The organism is Methylomonas sp. 2BW1-5-20 (assembly GCF_052474515.1).
Map to the genome: position 1 here is coordinate 2,843,016 of NZ_CP184127.1, position 22,745 is coordinate 2,865,760.

The 22,745-nt window shown below is 51.0% G+C and carries 18 protein-coding genes and 1 pseudogene; 5 read left to right on the forward strand and 14 right to left on the reverse strand.

Going from position 1 to position 22,745, the window contains the following annotated elements; all coding sequences use genetic code 11:
* Positions 1-31: 31 nt before the first annotated feature.
* Positions 32-1,171, reverse strand: a complete 1,140-nt coding sequence (locus tag ACH50O_RS12965; protein WP_446808211.1) for an HD-GYP domain-containing protein — start codon at positions 1,169-1,171, stop codon at positions 32-34.
* 890 nt (positions 1,172-2,061) lie between these two features.
* Here ACH50O_RS12965 and ACH50O_RS12970 point away from each other — a divergent pair.
* The 3 genes from ACH50O_RS12970 to ACH50O_RS12980 all read left to right on the forward strand — a co-directional run bounded on the left by ACH50O_RS12970 (position 2,062) and on the right by ACH50O_RS12980 (position 5,043).
* The gene (locus tag ACH50O_RS12970) at positions 2,062-3,378 is read left to right on the forward strand and encodes a GumC family protein (RefSeq protein ID WP_446808212.1); all 1,317 of its coding nucleotides are present in this window, start codon (positions 2,062-2,064) and stop codon (positions 3,376-3,378) included.
* Between the two features lie 62 nt (positions 3,379-3,440).
* On the forward strand, positions 3,441-3,716 hold the full coding sequence (locus ACH50O_RS12975) for a cupin domain-containing protein (protein ID WP_446808213.1): 276 nt from the start codon (positions 3,441-3,443) through the stop codon (positions 3,714-3,716).
* A gap of 121 nt (positions 3,717-3,837) precedes the next feature.
* Complete coding sequence (locus ACH50O_RS12980; RefSeq protein WP_446808214.1) at positions 3,838-5,043, forward strand: MdtA/MuxA family multidrug efflux RND transporter periplasmic adaptor subunit; 1,206 nt, start codon at positions 3,838-3,840, stop codon at positions 5,041-5,043.
* A gap of 134 nt (positions 5,044-5,177) precedes the next feature.
* Here the strand turns inward: ACH50O_RS12980 and ACH50O_RS12985 are convergent, their stop codons facing one another.
* Both ACH50O_RS12985 and ACH50O_RS12990 read right to left on the reverse strand, forming a co-directional pair.
* Entirely contained in the window at positions 5,178-6,236 is a 1,059-nt protein-coding gene (locus ACH50O_RS12985) for a hypothetical protein (protein ID WP_446808215.1), read from the reverse strand.
* 191 nt (positions 6,237-6,427) lie between these two features.
* Complete coding sequence (locus tag ACH50O_RS12990) at positions 6,428-7,678, reverse strand: HD-GYP domain-containing protein (RefSeq protein ID WP_446808216.1); 1,251 nt, start codon at positions 7,676-7,678, stop codon at positions 6,428-6,430.
* A 557-nt stretch (positions 7,679-8,235) separates the two neighbouring features.
* On the opposite strand from ACH50O_RS12990, the pseudogene ACH50O_RS12995 reads away from it, so the two are divergent.
* Positions 8,236-8,892 (forward strand): annotated as a pseudogene (locus tag ACH50O_RS12995) (IS630 family transposase); the annotation flags it as partial.
* 179 nt (positions 8,893-9,071) lie between these two features.
* Here the strand turns inward: ACH50O_RS12995 and ACH50O_RS13000 are convergent.
* The 3 genes from ACH50O_RS13000 to ACH50O_RS13010 form a co-directional block, all read right to left on the reverse strand.
* Positions 9,072-9,701 (reverse strand): REP-associated tyrosine transposase, encoded by a 630-nt coding sequence (locus ACH50O_RS13000; RefSeq protein WP_446808217.1) that lies wholly within the window; start codon positions 9,699-9,701, stop codon positions 9,072-9,074.
* A gap of 112 nt (positions 9,702-9,813) precedes the next feature.
* Entirely contained in the window at positions 9,814-10,359 is a 546-nt protein-coding gene (locus ACH50O_RS13005; protein ID WP_446812145.1) for a uracil-DNA glycosylase family protein, read from the reverse strand.
* 71 nt (positions 10,360-10,430) lie between these two features.
* On the reverse strand, positions 10,431-11,195 hold the full coding sequence (locus ACH50O_RS13010; protein WP_446808218.1) for an exodeoxyribonuclease III: 765 nt from the start codon (positions 11,193-11,195) through the stop codon (positions 10,431-10,433).
* A 72-nt stretch (positions 11,196-11,267) separates the two neighbouring features.
* Here ACH50O_RS13010 and ACH50O_RS13015 point away from each other — a divergent pair, with 72 nt between their 5' ends.
* On the forward strand, positions 11,268-12,671 hold the full coding sequence (locus ACH50O_RS13015; RefSeq protein WP_446808219.1) for an amino acid permease: 1,404 nt from the start codon (positions 11,268-11,270) through the stop codon (positions 12,669-12,671).
* Between the two features lie 34 nt (positions 12,672-12,705).
* Here ACH50O_RS13015 and ACH50O_RS13020 read toward each other — a convergent pair whose 3' ends face one another.
* From ACH50O_RS13020 to ACH50O_RS13055, 8 genes are all read right to left on the reverse strand, one after another.
* Positions 12,706-13,194, reverse strand: a complete 489-nt coding sequence (locus ACH50O_RS13020; RefSeq protein WP_446808220.1) for a TlpA family protein disulfide reductase — start codon at positions 13,192-13,194, stop codon at positions 12,706-12,708.
* Between the two features lie 119 nt (positions 13,195-13,313).
* On the reverse strand, positions 13,314-14,717 hold the full coding sequence (locus tag ACH50O_RS13025; protein WP_446808221.1) for a TolC family protein: 1,404 nt from the start codon (positions 14,715-14,717) through the stop codon (positions 13,314-13,316).
* Positions 14,714-15,943: an efflux RND transporter periplasmic adaptor subunit gene (locus tag ACH50O_RS13030; protein WP_446808222.1), complete on the reverse strand. Its 1,230-nt coding sequence runs from the start codon at positions 15,941-15,943 to the stop codon at positions 14,714-14,716. Before ACH50O_RS13030 ends, ACH50O_RS13025 begins: the two co-directional genes overlap by 4 nt.
* Positions 15,930-17,111, reverse strand: coding sequence for a glycosyltransferase family 4 protein (locus ACH50O_RS13035; protein ID WP_446808223.1), 1,182 nt, complete (start codon positions 17,109-17,111; stop codon positions 15,930-15,932). The genes ACH50O_RS13030 and ACH50O_RS13035 overlap by 14 nt, the downstream gene beginning before the upstream one ends.
* 15 nt (positions 17,112-17,126) lie before the next feature.
* Positions 17,127-18,011, reverse strand: a complete 885-nt coding sequence (locus ACH50O_RS13040; protein ID WP_446808224.1) for a glycosyltransferase family 2 protein — start codon at positions 18,009-18,011, stop codon at positions 17,127-17,129.
* Between the two features lie 3 nt (positions 18,012-18,014).
* Entirely contained in the window at positions 18,015-19,832 is a 1,818-nt protein-coding gene (locus ACH50O_RS13045; RefSeq protein WP_446808225.1) for an aminotransferase class I/II-fold pyridoxal phosphate-dependent enzyme, read from the reverse strand.
* 46 nt (positions 19,833-19,878) lie between these two features.
* Entirely contained in the window at positions 19,879-21,006 is a 1,128-nt protein-coding gene (locus ACH50O_RS13050) for a Gfo/Idh/MocA family protein (protein ID WP_446808226.1), read from the reverse strand.
* A 52-nt stretch (positions 21,007-21,058) separates the two neighbouring features.
* On the reverse strand, positions 21,059-22,351 hold the full coding sequence (locus ACH50O_RS13055) for a hypothetical protein (protein WP_446808227.1): 1,293 nt from the start codon (positions 22,349-22,351) through the stop codon (positions 21,059-21,061).
* Positions 22,352-22,745: the final 394 nt, after the last annotated feature.

Consider the following 22,745-nt stretch of genomic DNA (forward strand, 5'->3'; position numbering starts at 1 on the left):
ATCCATCGACATTCTTATTCGCATTCTCGAATTAACTAACTACTGCATATTCCTTTGTAAACTTTCCTTCCTGGTAATATTTAGCTAAATCGACACCGTAATCTTGTGCTCTTACCACCTGTTTTACGCCATAACGTTTGCCGTCCGTATCGGATACATTTAACGACAAATCAAGTATTTTCTCTTCCATAGGACTCTTGTTTTTATCCTGAATTAGCAGAATTTTAGGCTTGAGCCTGTCGACTTTATTTTGTTCGACTACGATACCGATTTCACCTGTGCTTAACTCTACTAAATTACCTTGCGGATAAAAGCCAATGCAATTAATAAACTGAGTCACATAATTGGCTTCATAATGATGACTCATGCCTTTCACCAAAATACCCAGCGCCATAAGATGCGGTTTACCTCTTTGATATACCCGGTCGCTGGTGATGGCGTCGTAGGAATCGACTACCGCTACCATTTTGGTAAATACCGACAGCGTGGTTTTATTCAATCCCCGCGGATAACCAGTGCCGGCCAAATGCTCGTGATGATCGTAGGCGACATCAACCGCACCGGGATACACGTCACGGGCCGACATTAGAACATTGCGGCCATAGATCGTGTGTTTACGCATAATATCCATTTCATAGTCTTCCAAAGCCCCCGGCTTATTGAGTATCTCCAAAGGCACTTTCATTTTGCCGACGTCATGCATTAAGCCGCAGAAACCCAGTTTATTTAAGTCTTCTACCGAAAAATTTAACTCTCTCCCTAATAGAATGGACAATATACAAACATTCATACAGTGTTGCGCGGTATATTGATCCTGATCCTTAAGCTGAGTCAACAATAGCATCGTATCGGGGTTTTCCAATACTTTATCGACACATTCGGAAACAGCTTGTTTAACCGCGCTGACGCTGAATTGATTGCCGAAGCGAATATCGTCCAGCACCGTTTTAATTAAATTACCGGTGCGCTGAAAAGTATTGGCGGTTTGATTGAAGGACCTAGAGAAGCCTAAATGTTTTTTAGCTTCGGTATTTTTGGTGGGGATCGCACCGGAAAAATACTTTTGGTATTTGACATCGATGTAGACATAATCGCAAATCGCTTGAATAGCCTGAATATCGGCATGATTTTCAATGACAATTCGGTCCAATGCAAAGGGGGAATCTTCCACCGGAGCCTCCAGTCGGCTGACACACATGCCAACTCTTAGCTCATACACGTGAATCCTGATTATTCCATCCTCTTTATCTGCCATATCTATCCAAATTTTCAATCGGGATTTGTTGAAAATCCAAAAGTTAAAAATAGCCGCTTGAGCTAGAACCTAAAAACGCTGGTCCCAGTCCTCGTATACCCATACTTCGCCAGCATACCCAGATAGTTGAATCCTGTCCGAACCCAAAACCCGCAAAGCTGCTCCCGATCACAAATCTTTCTCGGAATTTATTATAGGCGAAGCAATTCTTAACATTGCATACGATGAAGAAATAAACAGTCCACGACAGGAATTAATGCCAGACAAACGCCTTACTCGCAAAAAACAATACAATTAGCAGCCGGACTCGCGTTCGGTTAAAGCTCCGCTGTTAACCTTAGCGTTAATAACACATTTTAGAATTGCCAGAATTTGGGATTGGTTTAAACTGGCGGCTAAGTAAAATTTACTAGCATCGGCTACCGACAGCCCGCCGGCACGAAAGATCGTAAAATCGGCCTGAGACAAACCGCAAATACGTTCACGCTGCACAGGAAGCCAGTAAAATCAAGCACGCGGTAGTTGACGCCTTGATCCCTAAAAGTTTCGTCAACGCCTCAGCGGGGTTAGGGATTGCCTGACCGAATTTTGTAAAACTGTAAGCGAATGGGCCACAACAAAAACGATAACTTTCGGACTCATTTTCAGGAGAAGACGTGATGTTTCCATATCGTAATGATTTCCGAATCGTCGGAGACGATTTTTACAGACCGGAGAAGCTGCCCTGGCCACATCATATAAATCGCAGAAGCTTATTTTTATTGGTTTTTTTACCCTTATTGCTCATTTCCGAAACGTATATATTTTTGCAACCGGCGATATACGAAAGCCAAGCCTTGGTCTTGACCACCGCGGCGACCGATATCGATCAAACCCATGCGGATGCCGACCCTGAGCACGTGAACATCCAAAAACAGGTTTTGCTGGGGCAACCGGTATTAGAAAAGACGGTCGAAGCGCTTAAGCAGCAGCAAAACGCCCCGCCCCCATCCGTTAATGAATTGAAAGCCTTATTCCAGGTCAAACCGGTAGCAGACACCAATCTGGTACAACTTGCGGCCGAGGGTAAGCATCCCCAATTCTTGCAGCTCGCCTTGGATACCTGGATAAAAACCTACCAACACATCCGAGCCAATTACATCACCGAGATTACCGAAAAAGCCACGGCAAATATAAGCGCAGAGATAAGCCGACTCGAACAGCAATTGCATGAAAAGCGGCGGGAAATAGAAACATTCAGGCTGGAGAATAATATCGTTTCAGTGGAAAGCACCGACAACGAAGCTCACGCCCGTCTACAAGGCTTGAATAACTCCCTAAACACGGCATTGGAAGAAGAAGCCAAAGCTAAAGCCAAGCTGGACGCCATCCAAGCGGCTATCGCCGAAGGTAAAGCAGTGGTGCCGGACGCCGATTCGCAAAGTCTGGCGGTATTGACCGAGAAAGCCGAGCGTCTGCGCGAACGCCTGGAAGCGCAACGCAACCAATATACCGACGAATACATTGAATTTCATCCCACCTTGCGTAATTTAAAAAACCAGCTGGCCGAGTTGGACCAAAAAATCAGCAGCAAGGCACAAGTCGGCAGTACTTACGCACTCCAGGAAGCCGAAAATGCCTACGGCGCGGCGCATCGCACCGTGTTGACCATTCAAAAGCAAATGGCCGAGCATAAACAAAAAGCCGCCGATTACACCAATCAGTTCGCCAAGCATAAAGCCATGCAAGAAGAACTGGTCAAATTGGAAGAATTGTTTCAACAGACTAAACAGCGGCTGATTGAGATCGACGTCAAACAACGCCAAAGCAATCCGCAATTGGATGTGGTCGATTGGGCTTCGCTGCCGGATAAACCGGTAAAACCCGATTACGGTCAGGAAGGCAGCATTGCCGCCATCGCCAGTTTGGCGATAGCTTTACTCGTGGTCTGGCTCAGCGATTATCTGAATAAGGAACCGACTCTCACCACCATAAATTCCGTGACAGAATTTCAGCTCTACCATCAAAGCGAACCTAAACTGGAAAACGACCACGACCGCGATTCCTTGGGGTTCGAGCGGGTAAATAGGCTGCGACGGGCGGACGATCCAAAACAATTGCCGGATGATTTGTCCGAGTCGTAGCTGCAAAGCGGCAACAATGCTAGAATTTGCCGCTCAATAAACTTTATGCAAACAGGAAATCCATGAGTCAAATTACTGTTGAACACAACCCTAGCGAAGATCGTTTAAAAGAGCTCGGCGTATCAAGCTGGCCGATCTGGGAAAAAGAAATTTCCACGTTCACCATCGATTTCGACGAAACGGAAACGGCTTATGTATTGGAAGGCGAAATTCTTGTTACGCCTGTCGGCGGCGAACCGGTGCGGATTTTGCCCGGCGACTTAGTTGTGTTTCATGCCGGTCTGGACAGCCAATGGGAAGTGGTCAAGCCCTTGCGCAAGCACTACCATTACGATTGATTTACGCGGCATCGGCCGGTAATCCGCGAAAAGGCATCTTTAGGATGCCTTTTTTAGTTATGCCGATCGATTCGGCTTTCCGGTATCAGGCCGGAACAAACTCACCCCAATACGCATAGCAATGAACAAGGATCCGGATAAAACGGCATTGGCGCCGGGCAAACTTTGGTACCGAGCGGGTTTTGCAGGGCTGATTCTTGTCACCGTCAGTTATTATTTTCTAGCCGGCTCCGATCAAGAACATCCGCAAGACGCCAAATCCGGCAAATTCCAAAACGCCCCGATTAACGTCGCGATCGCGTTAACCAGGCAAGGCGACCTGCCGATTTATCTTAACGGACTGGGTACTGTCACACCGCTGCATACTGTTACTGTGCGTTCGCGAGTCGATGGAGAACTGATACGGGTGGCTTTTACCGAGGGGCAAGTCGTGCGCCAAGGCGATCTTTTGGCCGAAATCGACCCGCGCCCCTATCAGGTTGCAGTGCAACAAGCCGAGGGGCAATTACTGCGCGACGAAGCACTATTGAAAAACGCCGAAATCGATCAGGCCCGCTATCAAACCTTGCTGGAGCAGGATTCCATCGCCGCCCAACAAACCGCAACCCAAGCCGCGCTGGTCAAACAATATCGCGGCACTGTCGAGATGGACCGCGCCCAACTCGCCAACGCCAGATTGCAACTGAATTACGCCCGCGTCACCGCACCGGTATCCGGCCGCATAGGTTTGCGGCTGGTTGACCAAGGCAATATGATCCGCGCCGGCGATACAAACGGCCTGGCAATCATCACGCAACTGCAGCCAATCTCGGTGATATTCACTGTGCCGGAAGATGTGATCCCGGCCGTGATGCGGCGCTGGCACTCCGGCGATGCCATAGATATCGACGCTTACGACCGGGCCGGTCAACAACAACTAGCCAGGGGCAAACTGCTGGCAGTGGACAATCAGATCGACGCCAATACCGGCACACTGAAATTAAAAGCTCAGTTCGGTAACGAGAGCCGTACCCTGTTTGCCAACCAGTTCGTCAACATCAAAATGCGCCTGGACACCTTACGCTCGGCAACTTTGGCGCCTAACACGGCGATCCAGCACGGTGCCAACGGCCCATTCGTATATCTGGTGAAGGACGACAATAGCGTTACGGTGCGGCAGATAAAAACCGGACCGACAGACGGCGAAACCGTCGCGATTCCGGAAGGCTTGGCGCCGAACGAAAAACTGGTAACCGAAGGCGCGGATAAACTGCGTGAAGGTAGCCCGGTCAAACTGATCGATAAAATCAAGCCGGCAACTCGGAACACCGAAAAGCCGGCAAACTAGCCATGGCCGACATGTAAAACCTGCGGCCCGGTTTCTTCCTTGCGTAATTTTTCTCGTCCAGGACGCCACCAACTTGCTGGCATTGTGTGGCCGCGCATGGACATAAACGTAGTGTACATGCGGGCCTGATTTGTTTATGCTTTAAGGAACCGTCGGCGGCTTACCAGAGCCATAAGCGCCAATGCGGAGTTAAACAATACCATGCCGCTAGGTAACGGCACGGCAGCCAGCTCAAAATGCCTTAGGGAGTTGGTGGATCCGTCAAAGGCCCAAAAGTCGTCACCGTTCGGATTCAAACCGTATACCGAGGTAGAAAATCCCAGAGAACCTAATAAGGCGCCTGTTACCGCATCGTAATAATGTTCAGCGCCAAACGCATAGTGGCCCGTGGCTGCGTAGATAATTTCCGGGAACACGCGCTGGTTGTAAGATACATCGAGTGCATCGACTTGCAGTGCGCCGTAATATAACGAACTGCTGTCGGTTGATAACACGACGCTGCCGCCATACCCTTGAGCGGAACCGTACATCCCGGAACCTTCCTGATGCGTAAAATTGCTCCCATTAATTTTTATCGCACCGATTTCTTGTGAACTTGAGCCGGAGCTCCCATGCAAAATGCGGTGACTGTTGGCGTCGTATTCGATGTCTCCGTAATAAAACGACGCCCAGTAAGTGGAATTGGTTTGGGTCGCGCTACCGCCACCCCAAGTATTAGACGACAAAGTGACCCATTGGTCTAGAGAGCTCAAAACAAACTGGTTATCGGAAATTGCCTCGATGCGTCCGGCTACTTGATCGGTAGTTTTAGCCTGAACGGTTTTAGTGGCTAAATCAATGCGATAAACATAATGTTGGGATGCCGGCGTACCATAGCCAATGTTTTCGCCACCGTAATCAGCAGCATAGACAAAACGGCCGCTGGGACTCAAATCCAAATCCGTAACCGACGATTGAGCAAACCAAGTCTTTCTTGCGCCACTGGCAAGATCGAAAGCTTTTATTGCACTGCCTGAATTTCGAGCGATCAAAAAATTGTACCCTGGAGAATAGATGATTTCGTTGACACCGCCGGTGGATGAAATCGAACCGGTTTCGGAAAATATCGAAGCCTGTGCGTTACTATGGACGGCAAAGCCAAGAATACAAAGTCCAATCGGCAAAAATTTAATCGGATTTTGACAGTGAGGCATATAAACTCCTTTTTGGTGTTGGTAGCTATGGCAGCGATTATAAAAAATGGAAGCAGGCTGTTTAAAACAACCCTTCACGTACTAGACGTTGCGATCTAGCCGTTAGAGTTTATAACAAGGTCCGCCGGATTGTCTAACGCCTATTTTGATCTGCCGATTAAAGTCGAACTGTCGATTTAAAACGCTTGCCATCATTTGTCATTGGCAAAACCACGTTGTAAAACGCCTTGCTGATAATATTTTCCGATGTCGATATTGTAATCTTGCGCTTTTACAATGCCTTTTATGGTTAGCACCTTGCCATTTTCGTCGAGTAACATATCGGCAAGATTGATAATTTTCTCCGGCACGCGTTGTTTGTGAGCGTCGAGCAGAATGATGATTTTTGGTCGCAGTTTCTGTAATTCGTTGACTTCTATTACAATCGCCACACAACCGTTGGTCATCATCACAATACTGCCCGGCGGATACACCCCCAGACATTCGATAAACTTAATCACCAAACGCTCGTCGAGTTGCGAACCGGCCATATTGGCCAAGATGTTGGTTGCCTCCAAGTGAGTTCTGCCCTTTTGATAGACCCGATCACTGGTAATTGCATCGTACATATCCACTATCGTCACCATTCGGGTAAACAGCGAAATGCCTTTTTGACCGATTTTCCGCGGATACCCCTTACCGTCCAACGTTTCATGGTGAGTGTAGGCGGTATCGATAGCGCCCGGATACATATCGTGACTGGATTTCAGCAGTTCATAGCCAAGCGCCGCATGCGAACGCATGATTTCCATTTCGTCGGGCTCCAGCTTGCCGGGCTTATTCAGAATATCCAACGGCACCAGCATTTTCCCCATATCGTGCATCATGCCGCACAAGCCGACATTGTTCAGATTCGCGGTGGAAAAATTCAAATACCTGCCCAGCACAATCGATAGCGCGCACACATTTAAACTATGCTGAGCGGTGTATTTGTCTTTATTTTTTAACTGGCTAAGCCACAAAAATGCATCCGGCGAATGCAATATGCTGTTAACGCATTCCGCAACGGCGGCTTTTGCCGCCTTAGTATCGATCCCTTCACCGTTGGCAATTCTCTCCATAAAGTCGGATACCAAAACGCCCACTTCTTCGTAGGTATTTTCCGCGCGGGTAAATTCTTTTTCGAAAACGCTCAGCTTGGCCGGAGGCGGAAGACTAAAATCGATATTATTTTCGGTTAGAAGACTCTCCTGCCCGCTTTTGCTCGGCGCCGGACGTTTTCGTTTGCGAGTGGCGTCGATATAGACATATTCGCAGACGTCTCTTACCGCACGAATATCGTCTTCTGTTTCCAATTCAAAGCCTTGAAACAGAAACGGACTATCCAGCCATGGCCTGTCCAATTCAATCACATACATGCCGACGCTCAATTGGGTAACCGGCGTATACACCCGTTGATTCACATCAAAAGAATCGTCTTTCCTTGCTTGATTTTTTTGCTTGCGACGGAAAGGCCACCAATTCTTAAAAAACATTTCAGCTAGATACCGTTATCCGATTGATTGCTTAGACAAGTAGAATTTTCTACACCATAGACTGCGAAAACCCCGCTTTGCTGATCCTCATAGCGTTTCGACAAAGGCCTATATCCCTCGGCGACGCAAACACACAGAGCTGTGATTCTAGTACAAATCCAACGAACGTTCATTGAACGGCTACCAATCTGGCGGAATCCCAGCAAAAAATCGGCTCGTGGTTCAAGCGAAAGGGAAATATCGATAGTCTAGTTTATCCCTTGCGATTGCCGAGAGAATTTACCAAGCTTTACCTTTCCTCACGTTTGGCCGGCTTACCAAACAAAATTGCAGATGAAACATCTGTCAGTGTAATTCCTTTCGGTCATTAGCCCGAAACTAACGATGTTGATTTGACAGCGGGTAATATAGACTCGGCGACTAAATAGTCAGAACTTTTTGAAGAGCAAACTGTGCTACTTCTGTGTTTAGAACAGGTACAGGACATGGAAATAGGATACGGGAGACGATTGCCACCCGAAGCGCAGCACGAACGGAGGCGGCAGGTAATGGGGACGTGGAAACGTGGCAGTAACAAAGCGCAGATTGCCGAAGATTTTGGGCTCAGTTACTCAGGCGTGGACAAAATCATACGTCGCTATCAAGCCGAAGGCCGAATCACGCCGCAATTACGAGGCCGGCGACATGGCGTTGGAAGACGCTTAACACAAGAGCAAGAAACCCGTATTCGTAAACTAATCTGTGACAAACGTCCTGAACAAATGAAACTGGACTTTGCCTTATGGAATCGAATCGCGGTTTCTCAATTGATCGAACAGGAGTTCGGACTGGCTTTGCCAGTTCGCACCGTCGGTGAATACCTCAAGCGCTGGGGATTCACCCCGCAAAAACCGATACGTCGCGCCTATGAACAACGACCAGAAGCGGTACAAGCATGGTTGGACTCCGAGTATCCGGCCATTGCTCAGCGTGCTCGCCAGGAAAACGCGGAAATTCATTGGGGCGATGAAACCGCCTTGGTGAATACGGATGTGCGCGGCCGCGGGTATGCACCTAAGGGTCAAACGCCTGTGGCCTTCAATGCCGATCGATTTATCGAATTTCTCCAAGCCCTGATCAACGATGCCGGGCGAAAGGTCTTTTGATTGTCGACAACCTCAGAACGCGATAAGGTGCGCTAAATCATGGCGATAATAGGCGACTACCATCGGGCGCGTCGATCACGATCGTTGCGCCTCGCATGGCTCGGCACAACCTATTTTGGACTGTGTACCTGTATTGTTTCTGGAATAGTGACAAGACGGGTTTTCAATGCGATAAACTACGCCAAATAGGATGTGCCGACGCTAGGAGGCGAATCTGTCGAGTTACTCGATACCTTGAATTGAATATCAGGCTTTTCGCTCTTCCCCCAACTTTCCACATAAACACCTTGTTCCACAAAACGGTGAAAACTCGAATACGGCCAATCAATCATATTTTTCACATGGCTATGTTTTACCGGATTCCAATGAATATAATCGACATGGCGATTGTAATTGTCTTGGTCTTCGATCAAATGTGCCCATAATCGCCGCTGCCAAATACCTCGTTCGCGGCGTTTTTGACGACTTTTTGAAATTCGTTCTCCATGATCAATTGACCTGGAAAACCGCCCTTTCAACATATTCCATCTGACAGAAAAATCACCGTCATCGGGCGGCAAGGTCCAAATGCTCGGCAACCGCTCCATGCGTTGCCCTACCTCCTGCATCCATTCAGTCGAATGTAAATGGTCAGGCATGACAACGATGGCATCGACATGAAAAGGTTTGCGTTGTTTTACATATCGAAAAGCATTTCGCAATTCATCAATGTTATCGATCAATAAGCGATTGCTTTTCCGCTCTGCAAGATTGACTGTGAAAAACCACATGGCGTTGGGTATGTAAAATCGACGGTATTCGGTCATGGCGTAATGGTGACTCGATCGATGCGCCTCCTAAAGTCGACACATCCTATAGGTTGGCCTTTAGAAGACTAAAACACCCGACAATAGCCCATATTACGGCTTATACCCAGCATCAACCGATCAACACCTGTTGCCAAGCTGCATGCGCCTGAATGGTTGCCAAAGCCGCTTCCAACAAACTGGCGCCCGGCTGGGTGCGATGCCAGGTGGATGCACCGGAGGGATGCGGCAGCGGGATGACGTCGGTGTCGTGACCGTGAAAATTCAGGCGATGCAAGCCGCCGATGACGTCGCTGAGTTTATCGACCGGCAGCATTTGCTGTATCGCCAATTTGCCAACCGGGATGATCAACTTGGGCTGTAACAGTGCTACCTCGGCCTGCAACCAGGACGCACATTGCTCGATTTCCTGCGCGTTAGGCACGCGGTCGCCGCCTTTGGGATTTTTCCCCGGAAAGCAGCGGCACACTGCCGCCATATACACCCGCTGCCGAAAACTGGATTCGTCCAGCCCGATTTGGGCAAACCAGTTAAACATAGTTTTGCCCGCCGTCCAGGCAAACGGCCGGCCGAGCGCGCCTTCCTTGTCGCCCGGCGCTTGGCCGATCAGCAGGATGGGCGACAATACCGGCTTGCCGCTGACCACCGGGCGGATCATGGCCGGACAACTGCTACAGGCCAGCAGCGCCTGCCGATGCTGTTGCAGCTGGCATTGGCGGTCGCTGCTGTTCAAAGCGCCAGCTCGATGCCGACCGGACAATGATCGGAACCGGTCACGTTCGGCAAAATAAATGCATCCTTGATCTGGCCGGTTAAGGCCTGACTAGTCAACACATAATCAATCCGCCAACCTATGTTTTTTTCGCGGGCATTGGCGCGGTAGCTCCACCAGCTGTAGGCGACGGTATCTGGATGCAGATAACGGAAGCTGTCGATTAGACCTGCTTCAACAAAATTACTGAAGCCGTCGATCTCGACTTGGGTATAGCCGGCAGACTTGTTGTAGTTGGCTTTGGGCCGGGCAATGTCGATGGCTTGATGCGCTACATTGAAATCGCCGCAGGCAATCAGCGGCTTTTGGCTTTGCAGCTTTTGCATGTACGCCAAGAATTCTTTATCCCAGGTCTGCCGATAATCCAATCGCGACAAGCCGTCACCGGAGTTGGGTACGTAGACATTCAACAAATAAAACGTTTCGAATTCAGCGACGATGACCCGGCCTTCTTCGTCGTGTTCGGCAATGCCCATATCGTGGACCACTTGCAGCGGCTGTTGTCGGCTCAAGATCGCCACGCCGGAATAGCCTTTGCGCTCCGCCGAGTTGGTGTAAAGGTGATAGCCGTGTATATTTTCCAAAGCCTTGCTGACCTGCTCGTCTTGGGCTTTGGTTTCTTGCAGCAACACGCAGTCGGCGTCGAGTTGGCTGAGCGTGTCCGCAAAACCTTTATCTTGCACGGCGCGGATGCCGTTGACATTCCAGGAGATAATTTTCATGTGGGATTCCATTGGGATAGACCGAATTAGCTCGGTATTTTACCGACTTGCACGCCGCAAAGGGGATAGATCGTGAACAACTGGCGCATGCGTAAACCCTGGTCGACCGCTGACAGCCTAGCGACAGAACATCGGTTGCAGGCTAGTTTAAGCTGGCCGCACCTGATGGCGTTGGGCGTGGGGGCAATTGTCGGCACCGGCATTTTGACTTTGATCGGGGTTGGTGCCGCCAAAGCCGGGCCGGCGGTGATCCTGGCGTTTGTGATTGCCGGGGCGATTTGCGCCTGCGCGGCCTTGGCGTATGCGGAAATGGCCACGCTGATGCCTGCCGCCGGCGGTGCTTACACTTATGCGTACATCGTCATCGGCGAATGGGCGGCTTGGTTTGTGGGTTGGAGTTTGATTTTAGAATATTCGCTGGTGGTCAGTGCGGTAGCGGTGGGTTGGTCCGGTTACGCAGCGCCGTTGTTGCAGGAAGGCTTGGGCGTACCGATGCAGTGGATGCAAGGCCCGGAATTGGGCGGGTTGATGAACCTACCGGCCATTTTCATCATCCTGGTCGTCACCGCATTACTGCTGGTCGGCACCAAGGAAAGCGCCAGTATCAACGCCTTGTTAGTGGTGGTAAAACTCGCCGCCTTATTGGTGTTTATCGTTGTGGTGTTGCCGCTGTTCAAAGCCGAACATTTCCAGCCTTTTATGCCGTTTGGCTTCATTAAAACCATGGGCGCGGACGGCGTCGAGCGCGGGGTTATGGCTTCGGCGGCTATCATTTTTTTTGCGTTCTACGGCTTTGATGCGATTGCCACTGCTGCGGAGGAAACCCGCAATCCCGACCGAGATTTGGCGCTGGGCATAGTCGGGTCTATGTTTATTTGCATCGCAATTTACGTAGCGGTAGCGGTGGCGGCATTGGGTGCGTTGGACTTTCACCGCTTCGCCGACAGCCCGGAACCCCTGGCGCTGATCCTGCGCGAGCTGGGCAGACCTATCGCCGCGCGCTGGTTGGCGGCATCGGCGGTAATCGCTTTGCCGACCGTGGTGCTGGCGTTTTTTTACGGTCAAAGCCGGATCTTCTTTGCGATGGCCCGCGACGGCTTACTGCCACGCGCTCTGGCCAAGGTCTCGCGACGGGGCATGCCGGTGCGCACCGTGTTATTTACCGCCGTCATCGTCAGCATTATCGCCGGCCTATTTCCCTTGGCCGAGATCGCCGCGCTGGCAAATGCCGGCACTTTGCTGGCTTTTATCACCGTGTCGGTCTGCATGCTGCTATTGCGGCACCGGCAGCCGGCATTGGTTCGGAAGTTTTCCGCGCCGTTTGCCTGGCTCACTGGACCGATTGCGATAGTCGGCTGCCTGTATCTATTTATCAGCCTGCCGAGTACCACCCAGCTGTATTTTTTGTTCTGGAATTTGATAGGCGTTGCGGTGTATTTCCTCTTCGGCGTAGGGCAAACCGCAAAGACGGACTAATCCTTGCCTCTGAGTTGATGCGCATATAAATACATTACATCTTCAGCTTGCTGAATTGCGCCTCAAATTCTTCCAGCGACATCGCCCCGCTTTTGCTCACCCGTTGATGGCCGGCATCAAAGAAATAAGTTCTGGGTAATTCGCCGTACCAGGCCGGGTCGATTTCGTAACGCAGCTTTTCCGGGTTATCCGAGGCAAACGCCCAGTTTTCCAGTCCGCCCAATTTGTGGCTGTCGATGATGCGTTTGATCTCCGGCAAGGCTTCCGCGTCGTCGGTGGCTAACATCACGATTTTCAAATCCGGCCGTTTTTCGTGCAGTTTGTTCAATACATCCATGTCTTTCAGGCAGGACGGACAATCCACGGACCAGATCGCCAGCATCAGCGCTTGCTTGGGGTTTGCCGCCAAGATTTGTTGGTAGCTGCCGGAAATGAAAGGCTTAACCGTCGCTTCATCAGCCGCGGCCGCATAACAGGCGGACAGCGACAAGCACAATGCCGCAAAAATGGTTTTTATGTTCATAGTGTCTTAGTTCAATTCAGATACGCGCCGGCCGGATATCGGCAAGGCAGGTAGGAAGATTATGCTCAGTTTTGCTTGGATTCAAGCGTATGCGGCTTATTCGCCTGCTCTCAAGCGAACTAACGGATATTTTCGACTATTTCCATGCCGTATAAATGTTTCAGCTCGGCTTCGGCCACTAGATAATCGAATAGCTTGTCGTAACGTTGCATCGCCGTGGCGTCCAGATTGCTTTGCAGCACCTGAAACTCCAGTTGATTCATACTGCCCAGTTCGACACTTTTCCGGCCGGCTTCCACCCGGCGCTCCTGGACCTTTTGCAATTTATCGAGTAAGTCCATTTGTCCTATCAACTTGTTTAATTTCTGTTGCAATTGCCGCGACTGACTACGGGTATCCTCGGCAATATTCTGCAATTGCTCACTCAACACCATCTTATCGTGATTCGCGACTTTAACCGCTGCATCGCTGGCGGAAAAATTGGGCAGTTCCACCTGCACTTCCACACCCACCGAAACCCAATCGTTGATTTCCCGACCCTGCGAGGTACCAACCGATTTGATGTAAGGACTGTAACCGGCCCAAGTAGAAATATTGGGCTTCCAGACATCGTCGTGCTTGTCGATTTCGATGGCTTGCTGTGCAATCTGGATATGGGTTTCCTGGGATTGGTATTGCAAAGCCTTATCGATACCGAAGGCTTGTAAATCGACGGTACGGGCTTGCAGCGGATGGTCTTCGACGACGATAGCCGGATCGTCCTTGATGCCCAGCAAGGCCAGCAATTCCGATTTTTTGGTTTCCAGCAGTTCCTGAGTATCGCCGGTGGTCAACTGTTGATTCAGCAAATTGCCTTCCTCAATCACGACGCCCAATTCCGAGGATCGCCCCAAATTAAAGTTTTTTTGCTGGACCAGGCTTTGCTCGTTGATGGCTTGCAGCTTTTGATTTTCTATGCGCAATTTCCGATCCTGCACAACTGCCGCGAGAAAAGCTTTGTATACAGAGAATATCGTATCCTGTTCGGTTCTGGCGTAACGCACTTGCGCCAGGTGAATACCCAACTGGCTCTTGGCCGCCTCGTATTTGAATTCGGATTTGTACCACCACGGTGCAGTCCAACGCAGGCTCATATATAAACGTTCCGAAGTCCCGCGAATCTCGACCGGATCGGTGCTGGTGGCAAACAAATTTTGGATTTTACTGGTGTCCCCGGTTTGATAGTTTTCGTTGACGGTAAACTCCAGCTCCGACGCGTATTTGGCATCTTCCGCATCATAGGCCAGCCTGGCCGCTTGTATATCGCTACGGGCCTTGACGATCGCCGGATTTTTGCACAGCGCCAACTTCAGCGCGCTGTGTAAATTCAAGGATCTAACCGGGCCCTGCGAGACACTTTCGCAATAGGCCGGTTGCAGATTAGCCGCCGCCGATTCGGTACCGGCAGCGTCCTGATCGGCAAATAACCGGTGCGAGTAAGCTATCGCCAGCCCGCCTAATAACAATAAAGAACGCAGTTTCATGGTGTTTTCGCTGAAATTTTGTCGCCAGGCAACAGCCCGGTTTGTCCGCTCAATACTACCCTATCGGCGGCGCTCAGTCCGGCGCTAATCGCCACCATGCCGTCGATACTGGCGCTGTAACTGACTTGGCGCATTTCCAGGGTATCGTCCTGGCTAACGGCCATCACCAAGCCGCGTTGTCCGGAATACTTAATCAGCGCTTTCTCCGGAATAGCCAGAGCCTGGAACGGATATTCGAACCGGCAATAGCCGTTCATGCCTTTTACGAATTGAATCGCTTGAGCGTGATCCGCGCTTAATTCCAGCCAAACATTAAAGGTGTAAGGCACAGTGCCGGCAGCGTCTTGATTGACCGCCACAATATTATCGATTTTCGCTACCTTGGCTTTTACCGCGATATCCGGGTAAGCATGCAGGTATACCGTCGCTTCGTTTCCCACTTGCACCGAGGCAAAATAACGCTGATCGACGGCGGCCTTGAACATCAGCGTGTCGCCCAACACCATAACGCTATCGCGCGGCTCGACGATATTTTCTCCGGCATAAGCATCAACTGCAATCACGCTGCCGTTGATCGGCGAGACGATTTCGGTTTTGGCATTGCCATGGCCGTTTACCGATTTGCCAAAAATACTTTTGCTGCGCGACTCGAACGATCCGCTCAGGCTTTCCTGAGCCTTTTCCAACTCGATACGCGCCTGATTCATATCGGCTTCGAATTGCGCAAATTCGGTCTGGGCGATCAAACCGCTTTTGAAGGCCTCTTTCTCGCGTAGAAAATCTTTTTTAGCTTTTTCATAGGCACTGCGTTTATCTTCGACATCCAGCCGTGCGATACGGGTGGGATTGCCGCCGTTATCCAAACGCGCCAAGACGTCGCCGACCTTGATTTTGGAACCGCTTTCCACGAATACCTGGGTCACAATGCTGGCGACTTCGATGTTGATGGGTATCTCGTGCAGAAAATTAATCGCGCCGGCGGCGGAGATCACCCTGGACATGGTTTGTAGCTTGGGCGAGGCTACTTCGACCGGAATAGCGGTATGCAATTTTCGCAATATCGCCGGATAACCGACCGGAGACGACCATAAACGGGAATTGGGCGACCAATAGGCCGGCAAAATCGCCGCATAAATCAAATACACAAATAAAACCAGAATGCCCGCATAAAATAACAACCATTCCGATAAACGGCCGTTATTGAATAAATTTTTAATATTTTTCACTGATAGCTGACCGATAAACCTGTGACAGGGAATCGATGATCCGATTCCAGTCGAAATAGGATTGAGCATGGGCCATGCCGGCATTCACCAGCCGCAAAGCCAACTCGGGATTGTCTAGCAATTGTAATACGGCGGCGGCCAAAGCTTCAGCATCTTTCTCTGGCACCAGTATGCCGGTCTCGCCATTGCGTATTACATCGGAAATACCGCCGACATCGCAGGCCACCACCGGCGTACGAAATGCCAGTGCCTCGACTAACACAATCCCCAATCCTTCGGTGTCGCCTCGGCCGTCGACTATCGACGGCAATACAAACACATCGGCGTCGCGATACAACTGTTCCAGTTGTTCGTTGGACACCACGCCGTGAAAACTCACTTGTTGGCTTAGGCCCATTTGCTGGACTTGCTGCTTCAACTCGTCGGCCCTGTCGCCGTCGCCGACGATATGCAAATGCACGTCCGCCCGTGCGGCAATTTTGGGTAAGGCATCCAGCAGATAAATCACGCCCTTGCGTTCGATCAAGCGGCCGACGTACAGAATATCCTTGACCGGCTTATCGGCCTTTTTCTCGCAGGGACGGATGCTGACGGTGGCGCCGAACGGAATCACATGAATCGAATTTACCGGGATGCCGGCCAAACCGGCCAGCTGCCCAGCGGTGTAATTTGAGTTGCAAATCAGGCCCTGGGCTTGGCGGGCCGCATGGCGGATGAAATATTTTACAAACGGAAACTTTTTTGACAGTAGCAGTTCCGCGCCGTGAAAGGTTAACACCACCGGTGTGCCGCGCAAATTGGCAGCAAAATAAGCCCAGATACCATGCGGAAACGGCCAATGCACGTGTACCAGATCGAACTGCTCCTTCCGACAAAACCGGATCGATTGCACTAGGCCGGACAAGATGTAAAACGCCGCAACAAACAGATAAAAAGGGTTGCGAATCCGATTCGGCGCACCTTGAAAGTGCGTTAAATTCTCGAAGCGCTTCAGAAAATAGCGAAACCGATAAACCGGGATACCCTGTACTGTATGATTTTCCCGGCCCTGATAACTCGGCGCGAATACATGAACCCGATAGCCGCGTTCTTTTAGGTAACGATTACACTCCACCAGGAACGAGCCGTTTCTATCGTCCTCCGCCAGCGCGTACACCGATGTCATCATGCCTATCTTCATCGTTTAGCGTTCCCTACTGATCAGCAAAAACTCCACCGCCGCGCCGATGCCCACTAGCAGCGCCGATGTCGTCAGCAAACCGGCCAGGCCTAAGCATACCGGCAAACTAAAACCTTTCACCAAACCGGCGCCTGCCAACACCGCTGCCGCCAGCAGCAGCCATACCGCGGCCGATCCGAAAGCCAGCAATGGCCGTTGCGCATAATCCAGCATTAACTTCACGGTGATAGCGTCGGCAATCGACACCGAAAAACGCCGCCAACCGAAATTGGAACGTCCGTAGCGGCGTTGATGCCATTGGGTCACGACTTCCTTGAAGCGGCAACCGCGTTTGGCCAGGATCGGAATCAGGAAACGGTGCCAATCGGAACGCAATTGCAGACCTTGCAATTTGTCGCGGCGAATCAGCTTGATCCAGTTCATATCGTGCAGCCGCACGCCGAATAACCCCCAGTTGACAAAATTGTATATTTTCGACGCCAGTAATTTACCGTCGCCCCTATCCTTACGCCAGCCGACCACCACATCGGTAGCCTCGTCCAACGCTGCGTATAGCGCCGGCACATCGTCTTCCGGTAGGGATTCCAGATCGGCGGGTACCAGGCAAACATATTGACCTCGGGTAGATGCGTAGCTGTCGGCAATCGCGGCGGTGATGCCCATTTTGTAGGGCCGCCGAATTAAGGTTATTGACGCGTCAGGATGCAGCGCGGCATAGGCTTCGACGGCATCGCCCGTGCCATCGTTGCTGCCGTCGTCGAAAAACACGATCTCGGCAGCCACCCCCAATTTGCGAATCGCTTCGCGGGCACTATCCAAAAAAGGCCGAACATTGCCGACCTCGTTATACCCCGAGGTGACGATGGATAATTGCACTTGTTGATTCAATGCCTAGCCCTGATAAAAGCGCTGGATGGTATCGGCAACGTAGTCGATCTGCGCATGACTTATTTCCGGGAAAATCGGCAAAGACAAAATACTGGCGGCCGCTCGTTCCGTCTCGGGCAAATCCCGTTCGCGATAACCCAAAAAGCTTAAGGCCGGCTGCAAATGCAGCGGTGTCGGATAGTGCACACCGCATTCTATGCCGTTAGCCCTTAAATGCGCCGCCAAACCGTCACGGTTTTCGCAGCGAATCACGTACAAATGGTAAACATGGCTGCAATCGGCGTTGACCTCCGGCAAAGTCAGCGGCAAATGTTGCAATTTTTCATGGTAATAGGCCGCCGCCGCTTGCCGGCCTTTATTCCATTTATGCAAATGTTTCAATTTTACCGACAGAATCGCGGCTTGCAGCGTATCCAAGCGGCTATTCATGCCCAAGGTTTCGTGCAGATATTTACTGGAACGGCCGTGATCGCGCAGTAAAGCCACCTGCTTTGCCAACTCAGGATTGTTGGTGGTGACCGCACCGGCGTCGCCGTATGCGCCCAGGTTCTTGCCCGGATAAAACGAGAAGCAACCCAGATCGCCGATACCGCCAACCGTCAAACCGTCGATCTTCGCCCCATGCGCTTGGGCGACATCTTCCACGACTTTCAAACCATACTCACGGGCAATCGCCATGATGGCCGGCATCGGTGCCGGGTGGCCGTACAAATGCACCGGCACGATGGCTTTAGTGTTGGCAGTGATTTTGGCGGCTATGCCGTTGACATCGATGTTGTAGGTTAAGGGATCGATATCGACAAATACCGGCGTGGCCCCCACTGCCGCTATCGCTTCCGCCGTAGCGATAAAGGTATGCGCGACAGTAATGACTTCGTCGCCCTGCCCGACGCCCAAGGCCATCAGCGCCAGTTCCAACGCGTCGGTGCCGCTGCCGACGCCGATAGCAAATTGGGTTTCGCAAAACTCGGCAAAAGCTTGTTCGAATTCTTTAACCTCCTGACCGCTGATAAACCGGTTATTCAAAATCACCCGGTCCATCGCGATCCTGAATTCCTGCTTATAACGTTGATATTGGGCTGCCAGATCGTTGAAGGGGACCCGCAGTCCGGGTTGAGCGGGTTTATTCAAGTCACCCGAGACCGTCTGTTTATACGGACTTTCCGCGACCAATTCGTAAGGACAGTTGATTGCTTCCACGTCGCCGATGCGTTTGGCGGGCACGCCAAACATGATCGCCCCGTTTTCCACGGCCTTGGTCAACACGCTACCGGCACCTATCAGCGCCCGCTCGCCCACTTCCAGATTGGGATTGACGGTGACGTTGGCTCCCAGGATTGCACCCCGGCGAATGGTCGGACCGTTCAAGCAGTCTTTGGCTTTTTCGCAAGTCGGATGCGCAACATTGGTAGTAATCACCTTCGGCCCAATCCAGGCATCGTCTTCCAATATGGTGTATTCGCACAAGGCGGCTTGGGCCTGGATGCGGATATTATTGCCCAGCGTACAATGATGCTCGATAACCGAGTTTACCCCGACGGAACAGTTATCGCCGATATGGGTATGCTCGCGGATGAATACGCTATGGCTGATATGACAGTTGTTACCGATGCTAACGCCCGCGTAAATAATGGCGTGAGTACGCACATGAGTGTTATCGCCTATCACTGTTTCCAGCTCGCCCGATTGAAAACCCTTGGGCGGATAGCCGATCACGCAAAAATCGTCTATGACGACATTTTTACCGAGTTTGACGTTGGGATGGACAATCGCGGTCGCAGCGATGCCGGCGGAATCCTTGAAATTTTCCGGTATGTTCATTAGCAAATTACCTAAATACGTGACAAATGCGTTTAAAACGGCATTTTTATTTAATTTGTGGCGGCAATCGCGGATCGTCGATCACATCGCCCCGCCGCCGCGACTGGCTGCGGCCCAATCGGCTATGAGTGGGTTGAAAGCGCAACCACACTTCCTGACTGGTTGCTGCCGATTCGTAGATTGCGCTGATCAAGCGCAAAGATTTCAATCCCTCCAGGCCGTCTACCATCGCACCGCCGCCATGGTTGATCACGTGCACCACATTGCGCAAATATTCCAGATGGCCAAAGCCATACACATTGGGCGGGTTTTGGTTGAAATCGCTGAGAACGCGCTCATCGTCGGCGGTAGGCGTATCGAACATCCAGGTTTTCATCTGGTTAACGGCAAAGCCGCCAATTTCGACCGTGCCGCGTTCGCCGAGAATATTGATCGAGGCTTCCAGATCCTTGGGCCGAGCCGCGGTCGTGGCTTCTATTACCCCCAGGGCGCCGTTGCGAAAGCGCAAGACCGCCACCCCGGTATCTTCGACTTCGATATCGACCAGACTGCGCGCGGTATAGGCAAACACCGAATCCACATCGCCGCACAGCCAAGTCAACAAATCGACATGATGACTGGCTTGATTGGAAAACACGCCGCCGTCCCACAGCCAAGTCCCGCGCCAGGCATCCTGATCGTAATAGGCCTGATCCCGCATCCAGCGCACTCGAGCGGTGGCCATGGCGATTTTGCCGAAGCGACCGGCTTTGGTAGCTTCGTGCAGCTTCTGTACCGGCACGTTGTAGCGGTTTTGTTTGACCACGAATAGTTTCACTTGCGCCAAATCGCAAGCTTCTATCATGGCTTCGGCATCGTCCAGGGTCAGCGCCATCGGCTTCTCGACCACCACGTGTTTTTTGTACTGCACCACATCCAGCACGTGCTGGGCGTGGCAACCGGTGGGCGTCAACACGTTGATGACGTCGATTTTTTCACCCATTGCCGCCATCATGTCGTGAACGTCGGTAAAGTAGGGCACTTTATATTTAATGCCGAAACTTTCCGCCCGCTCTGCATCAACATCGCAGACCGCTACCAATTTGGCGCCTTCCACGGCACCCGATAAAACTTCAGCATGACGGGTCGCGATTCGACCGCAACCCAATAATGCAAAATGCAATATATTTTCCATTTAAACTCTCCGTCACTCAGCTAGTGAACCGTCGCTCCATAAAAGCATGTCTTTAGGTCGAACTGTGTTGCAGCGCAAACCCGATAACGTTTTTAGCTAGTGATTCTGCGTCCTTATCGTTGGCGATAACCGACCAAGCGAATAATGCAAACGCCACTTCTCCATAATTGACTTCCTTGGTCTTACCAAAAAAGGTCTCCTGCCCTTGCCCGGTGCGGCTATTACCTATTGCCGACACCTCGCCACTCGGCAAAATGCGCGATTTTAACCACTCCATACCTCGTACCATAGCCAGAAAAGTTCCCTGACGCAATTGCGGATCGTCTAAAACCAACCAGGCAATTTGTAAATTTAACAGCGAAACAGCCTGATAACTGCTGTCGTAACCGCCTTTTTCCAGAAATACCCCGGCGTCCGTTTGCATGGCCAACGTATCCATTACAAAGCGTTTCCCGATATCGATAAGCGCTTGATCGTTAAGCAAATTCCCGTTCAGCAGGAAGGCCAACGCGTCGAAAGCCAAACGATTGGCGGTCAGCTTATCCTGCCGGCTCATCTCGTCGGCGTTCTGCCGTAACCAGTTCATTGCCATACGCAGCTTGGGGTGCAAGGTATCGAGACGACCCAGATACTGCGGGGCAAAGCGGCTGGACTTCAGCAAGCCATAAACTTGGGCATAGGCTTGCAGAAAAAAAGTATCCGCATTAATTGCCTTCCGCGCGGCAACTCCCAGTCCGTTTTGAAAAAAACCTTGCGGGTCCTGTCTGGCAAAAGCGTATTCAAGCGCAAGAATGGCTTTATCAACTAACTCCGGTCGCTCTTCGCACAGCCCCAACAATAACATCCAACCGGCATCCCGTTGCGCCGCCACGTCTGAAAACGCCGGAATATTACGGCCGGCGGCGCCGACAGCGTCAATGCCCTGCGGATTGGCTTTGAGTTGCAACAGCTGTTTGAACTCCGCTTTGTCGAACAAGGCTTTCACCAAATCGTATTCGGACCGTACTTGATCCGCGGCAACCGCAATGACCGGTTTAACCGGCAATGCCTTTGCCGGTGCCAGTGTCTCGCCGCTTTCAGCCGTTTGCTCTAGAGGCACCAGCAATTTTTCGAAATCACCCAATAAAACCTCGATATTTCCCAGGTTTTTTTGATGCTTGGCGTTTTCTATCGCGACGACCAAGGCGTCGGTAGCACGCAAATCAACGCCTTTCAGTCGTAACGCCTGATAGCGCTGTTTCAGATTCTCGTAACGCGCCCTTAACTGACTTTTATCGATAGCACCCGCATTGCAACTGATAGTCGCGAGTATAAATCCGGTAATTATCCACTTATAAAAGCTCATTTCTGTATCCTTGCTAAACAACCTCCGCGCGCAATTAATCGAGTATAGAGCAAGGATGTGACAAATTCCTGACAATTGCTTACCTCGCGCCCGGACAGATTTGCACCGTCTTGAAAGGCAAAGCGCCATGGTGCCGGCCTTAACGCACAAGCCAGGCATCGATTTGTGTCATTTAACGCAGTTTAATTACACAAATCCACCAGAGTCTCGTTGCCAAAAAATCACGCCAACTATTAGGAAATTCACCTTGCTGAATTAGCCAATAACTCACACTAAAATTTAAGCCCTTGAATTTTATGTGATCTATCAGGCAATTCCGGCATCGATACGCCAAGCCAAACCCTATTCATAAGATGAAAAACATCAGCCATATCGCATAAACGCATAAAAAATA

What these genes read in the sequence shown, in the direction of transcription:
- ACH50O_RS12975 (WP_446808213.1), top strand. Translation starts at nt 3,441, where the DNA reads ATGAGTCAAATTACTGTTGAACACAACCCTAGCGAAGATCGTTTAAAA.
- ACH50O_RS12980 (WP_446808214.1), top strand. Translation starts at nt 3,838, where the DNA reads ATGAACAAGGATCCGGATAAAACGGCATTGGCGCCGGGCAAACTTTGG.
- ACH50O_RS12985 (WP_446808215.1), bottom strand. Translation starts at nt 6,236, where the DNA reads ATGCCTCACTGTCAAAATCCGATTAAATTTTTGCCGATTGGACTTTGT.
- ACH50O_RS13000 (WP_446808217.1), bottom strand. Translation starts at nt 9,701, where the DNA reads ATGACCGAATACCGTCGATTTTACATACCCAACGCCATGTGGTTTTTC.
- ACH50O_RS13005 (WP_446812145.1), bottom strand. Translation starts at nt 10,359, where the DNA reads ATGATCCGCCCGGTGGTCAGCGGCAAGCCGGTATTGTCGCCCATCCTG.
- ACH50O_RS13010 (WP_446808218.1), bottom strand. Translation starts at nt 11,195, where the DNA reads ATGAAAATTATCTCCTGGAATGTCAACGGCATCCGCGCCGTGCAAGAT.
- ACH50O_RS13020 (WP_446808220.1), bottom strand. Translation starts at nt 13,194, where the DNA reads ATGAACATAAAAACCATTTTTGCGGCATTGTGCTTGTCGCTGTCCGCC.
- ACH50O_RS13025 (WP_446808221.1), bottom strand. Translation starts at nt 14,717, where the DNA reads ATGAAACTGCGTTCTTTATTGTTATTAGGCGGGCTGGCGATAGCTTAC.
- ACH50O_RS13035 (WP_446808223.1), bottom strand. Translation starts at nt 17,111, where the DNA reads ATGATGACATCGGTGTACGCGCTGGCGGAGGACGATAGAAACGGCTCG.
- ACH50O_RS13045 (WP_446808225.1), bottom strand. Translation starts at nt 19,832, where the DNA reads ATGAACATACCGGAAAATTTCAAGGATTCCGCCGGCATCGCTGCGACC.
- ACH50O_RS13050 (WP_446808226.1), bottom strand. Translation starts at nt 21,006, where the DNA reads ATGGAAAATATATTGCATTTTGCATTATTGGGTTGCGGTCGAATCGCG.
- ACH50O_RS13055 (WP_446808227.1), bottom strand. Translation starts at nt 22,351, where the DNA reads ATGAGCTTTTATAAGTGGATAATTACCGGATTTATACTCGCGACTATC.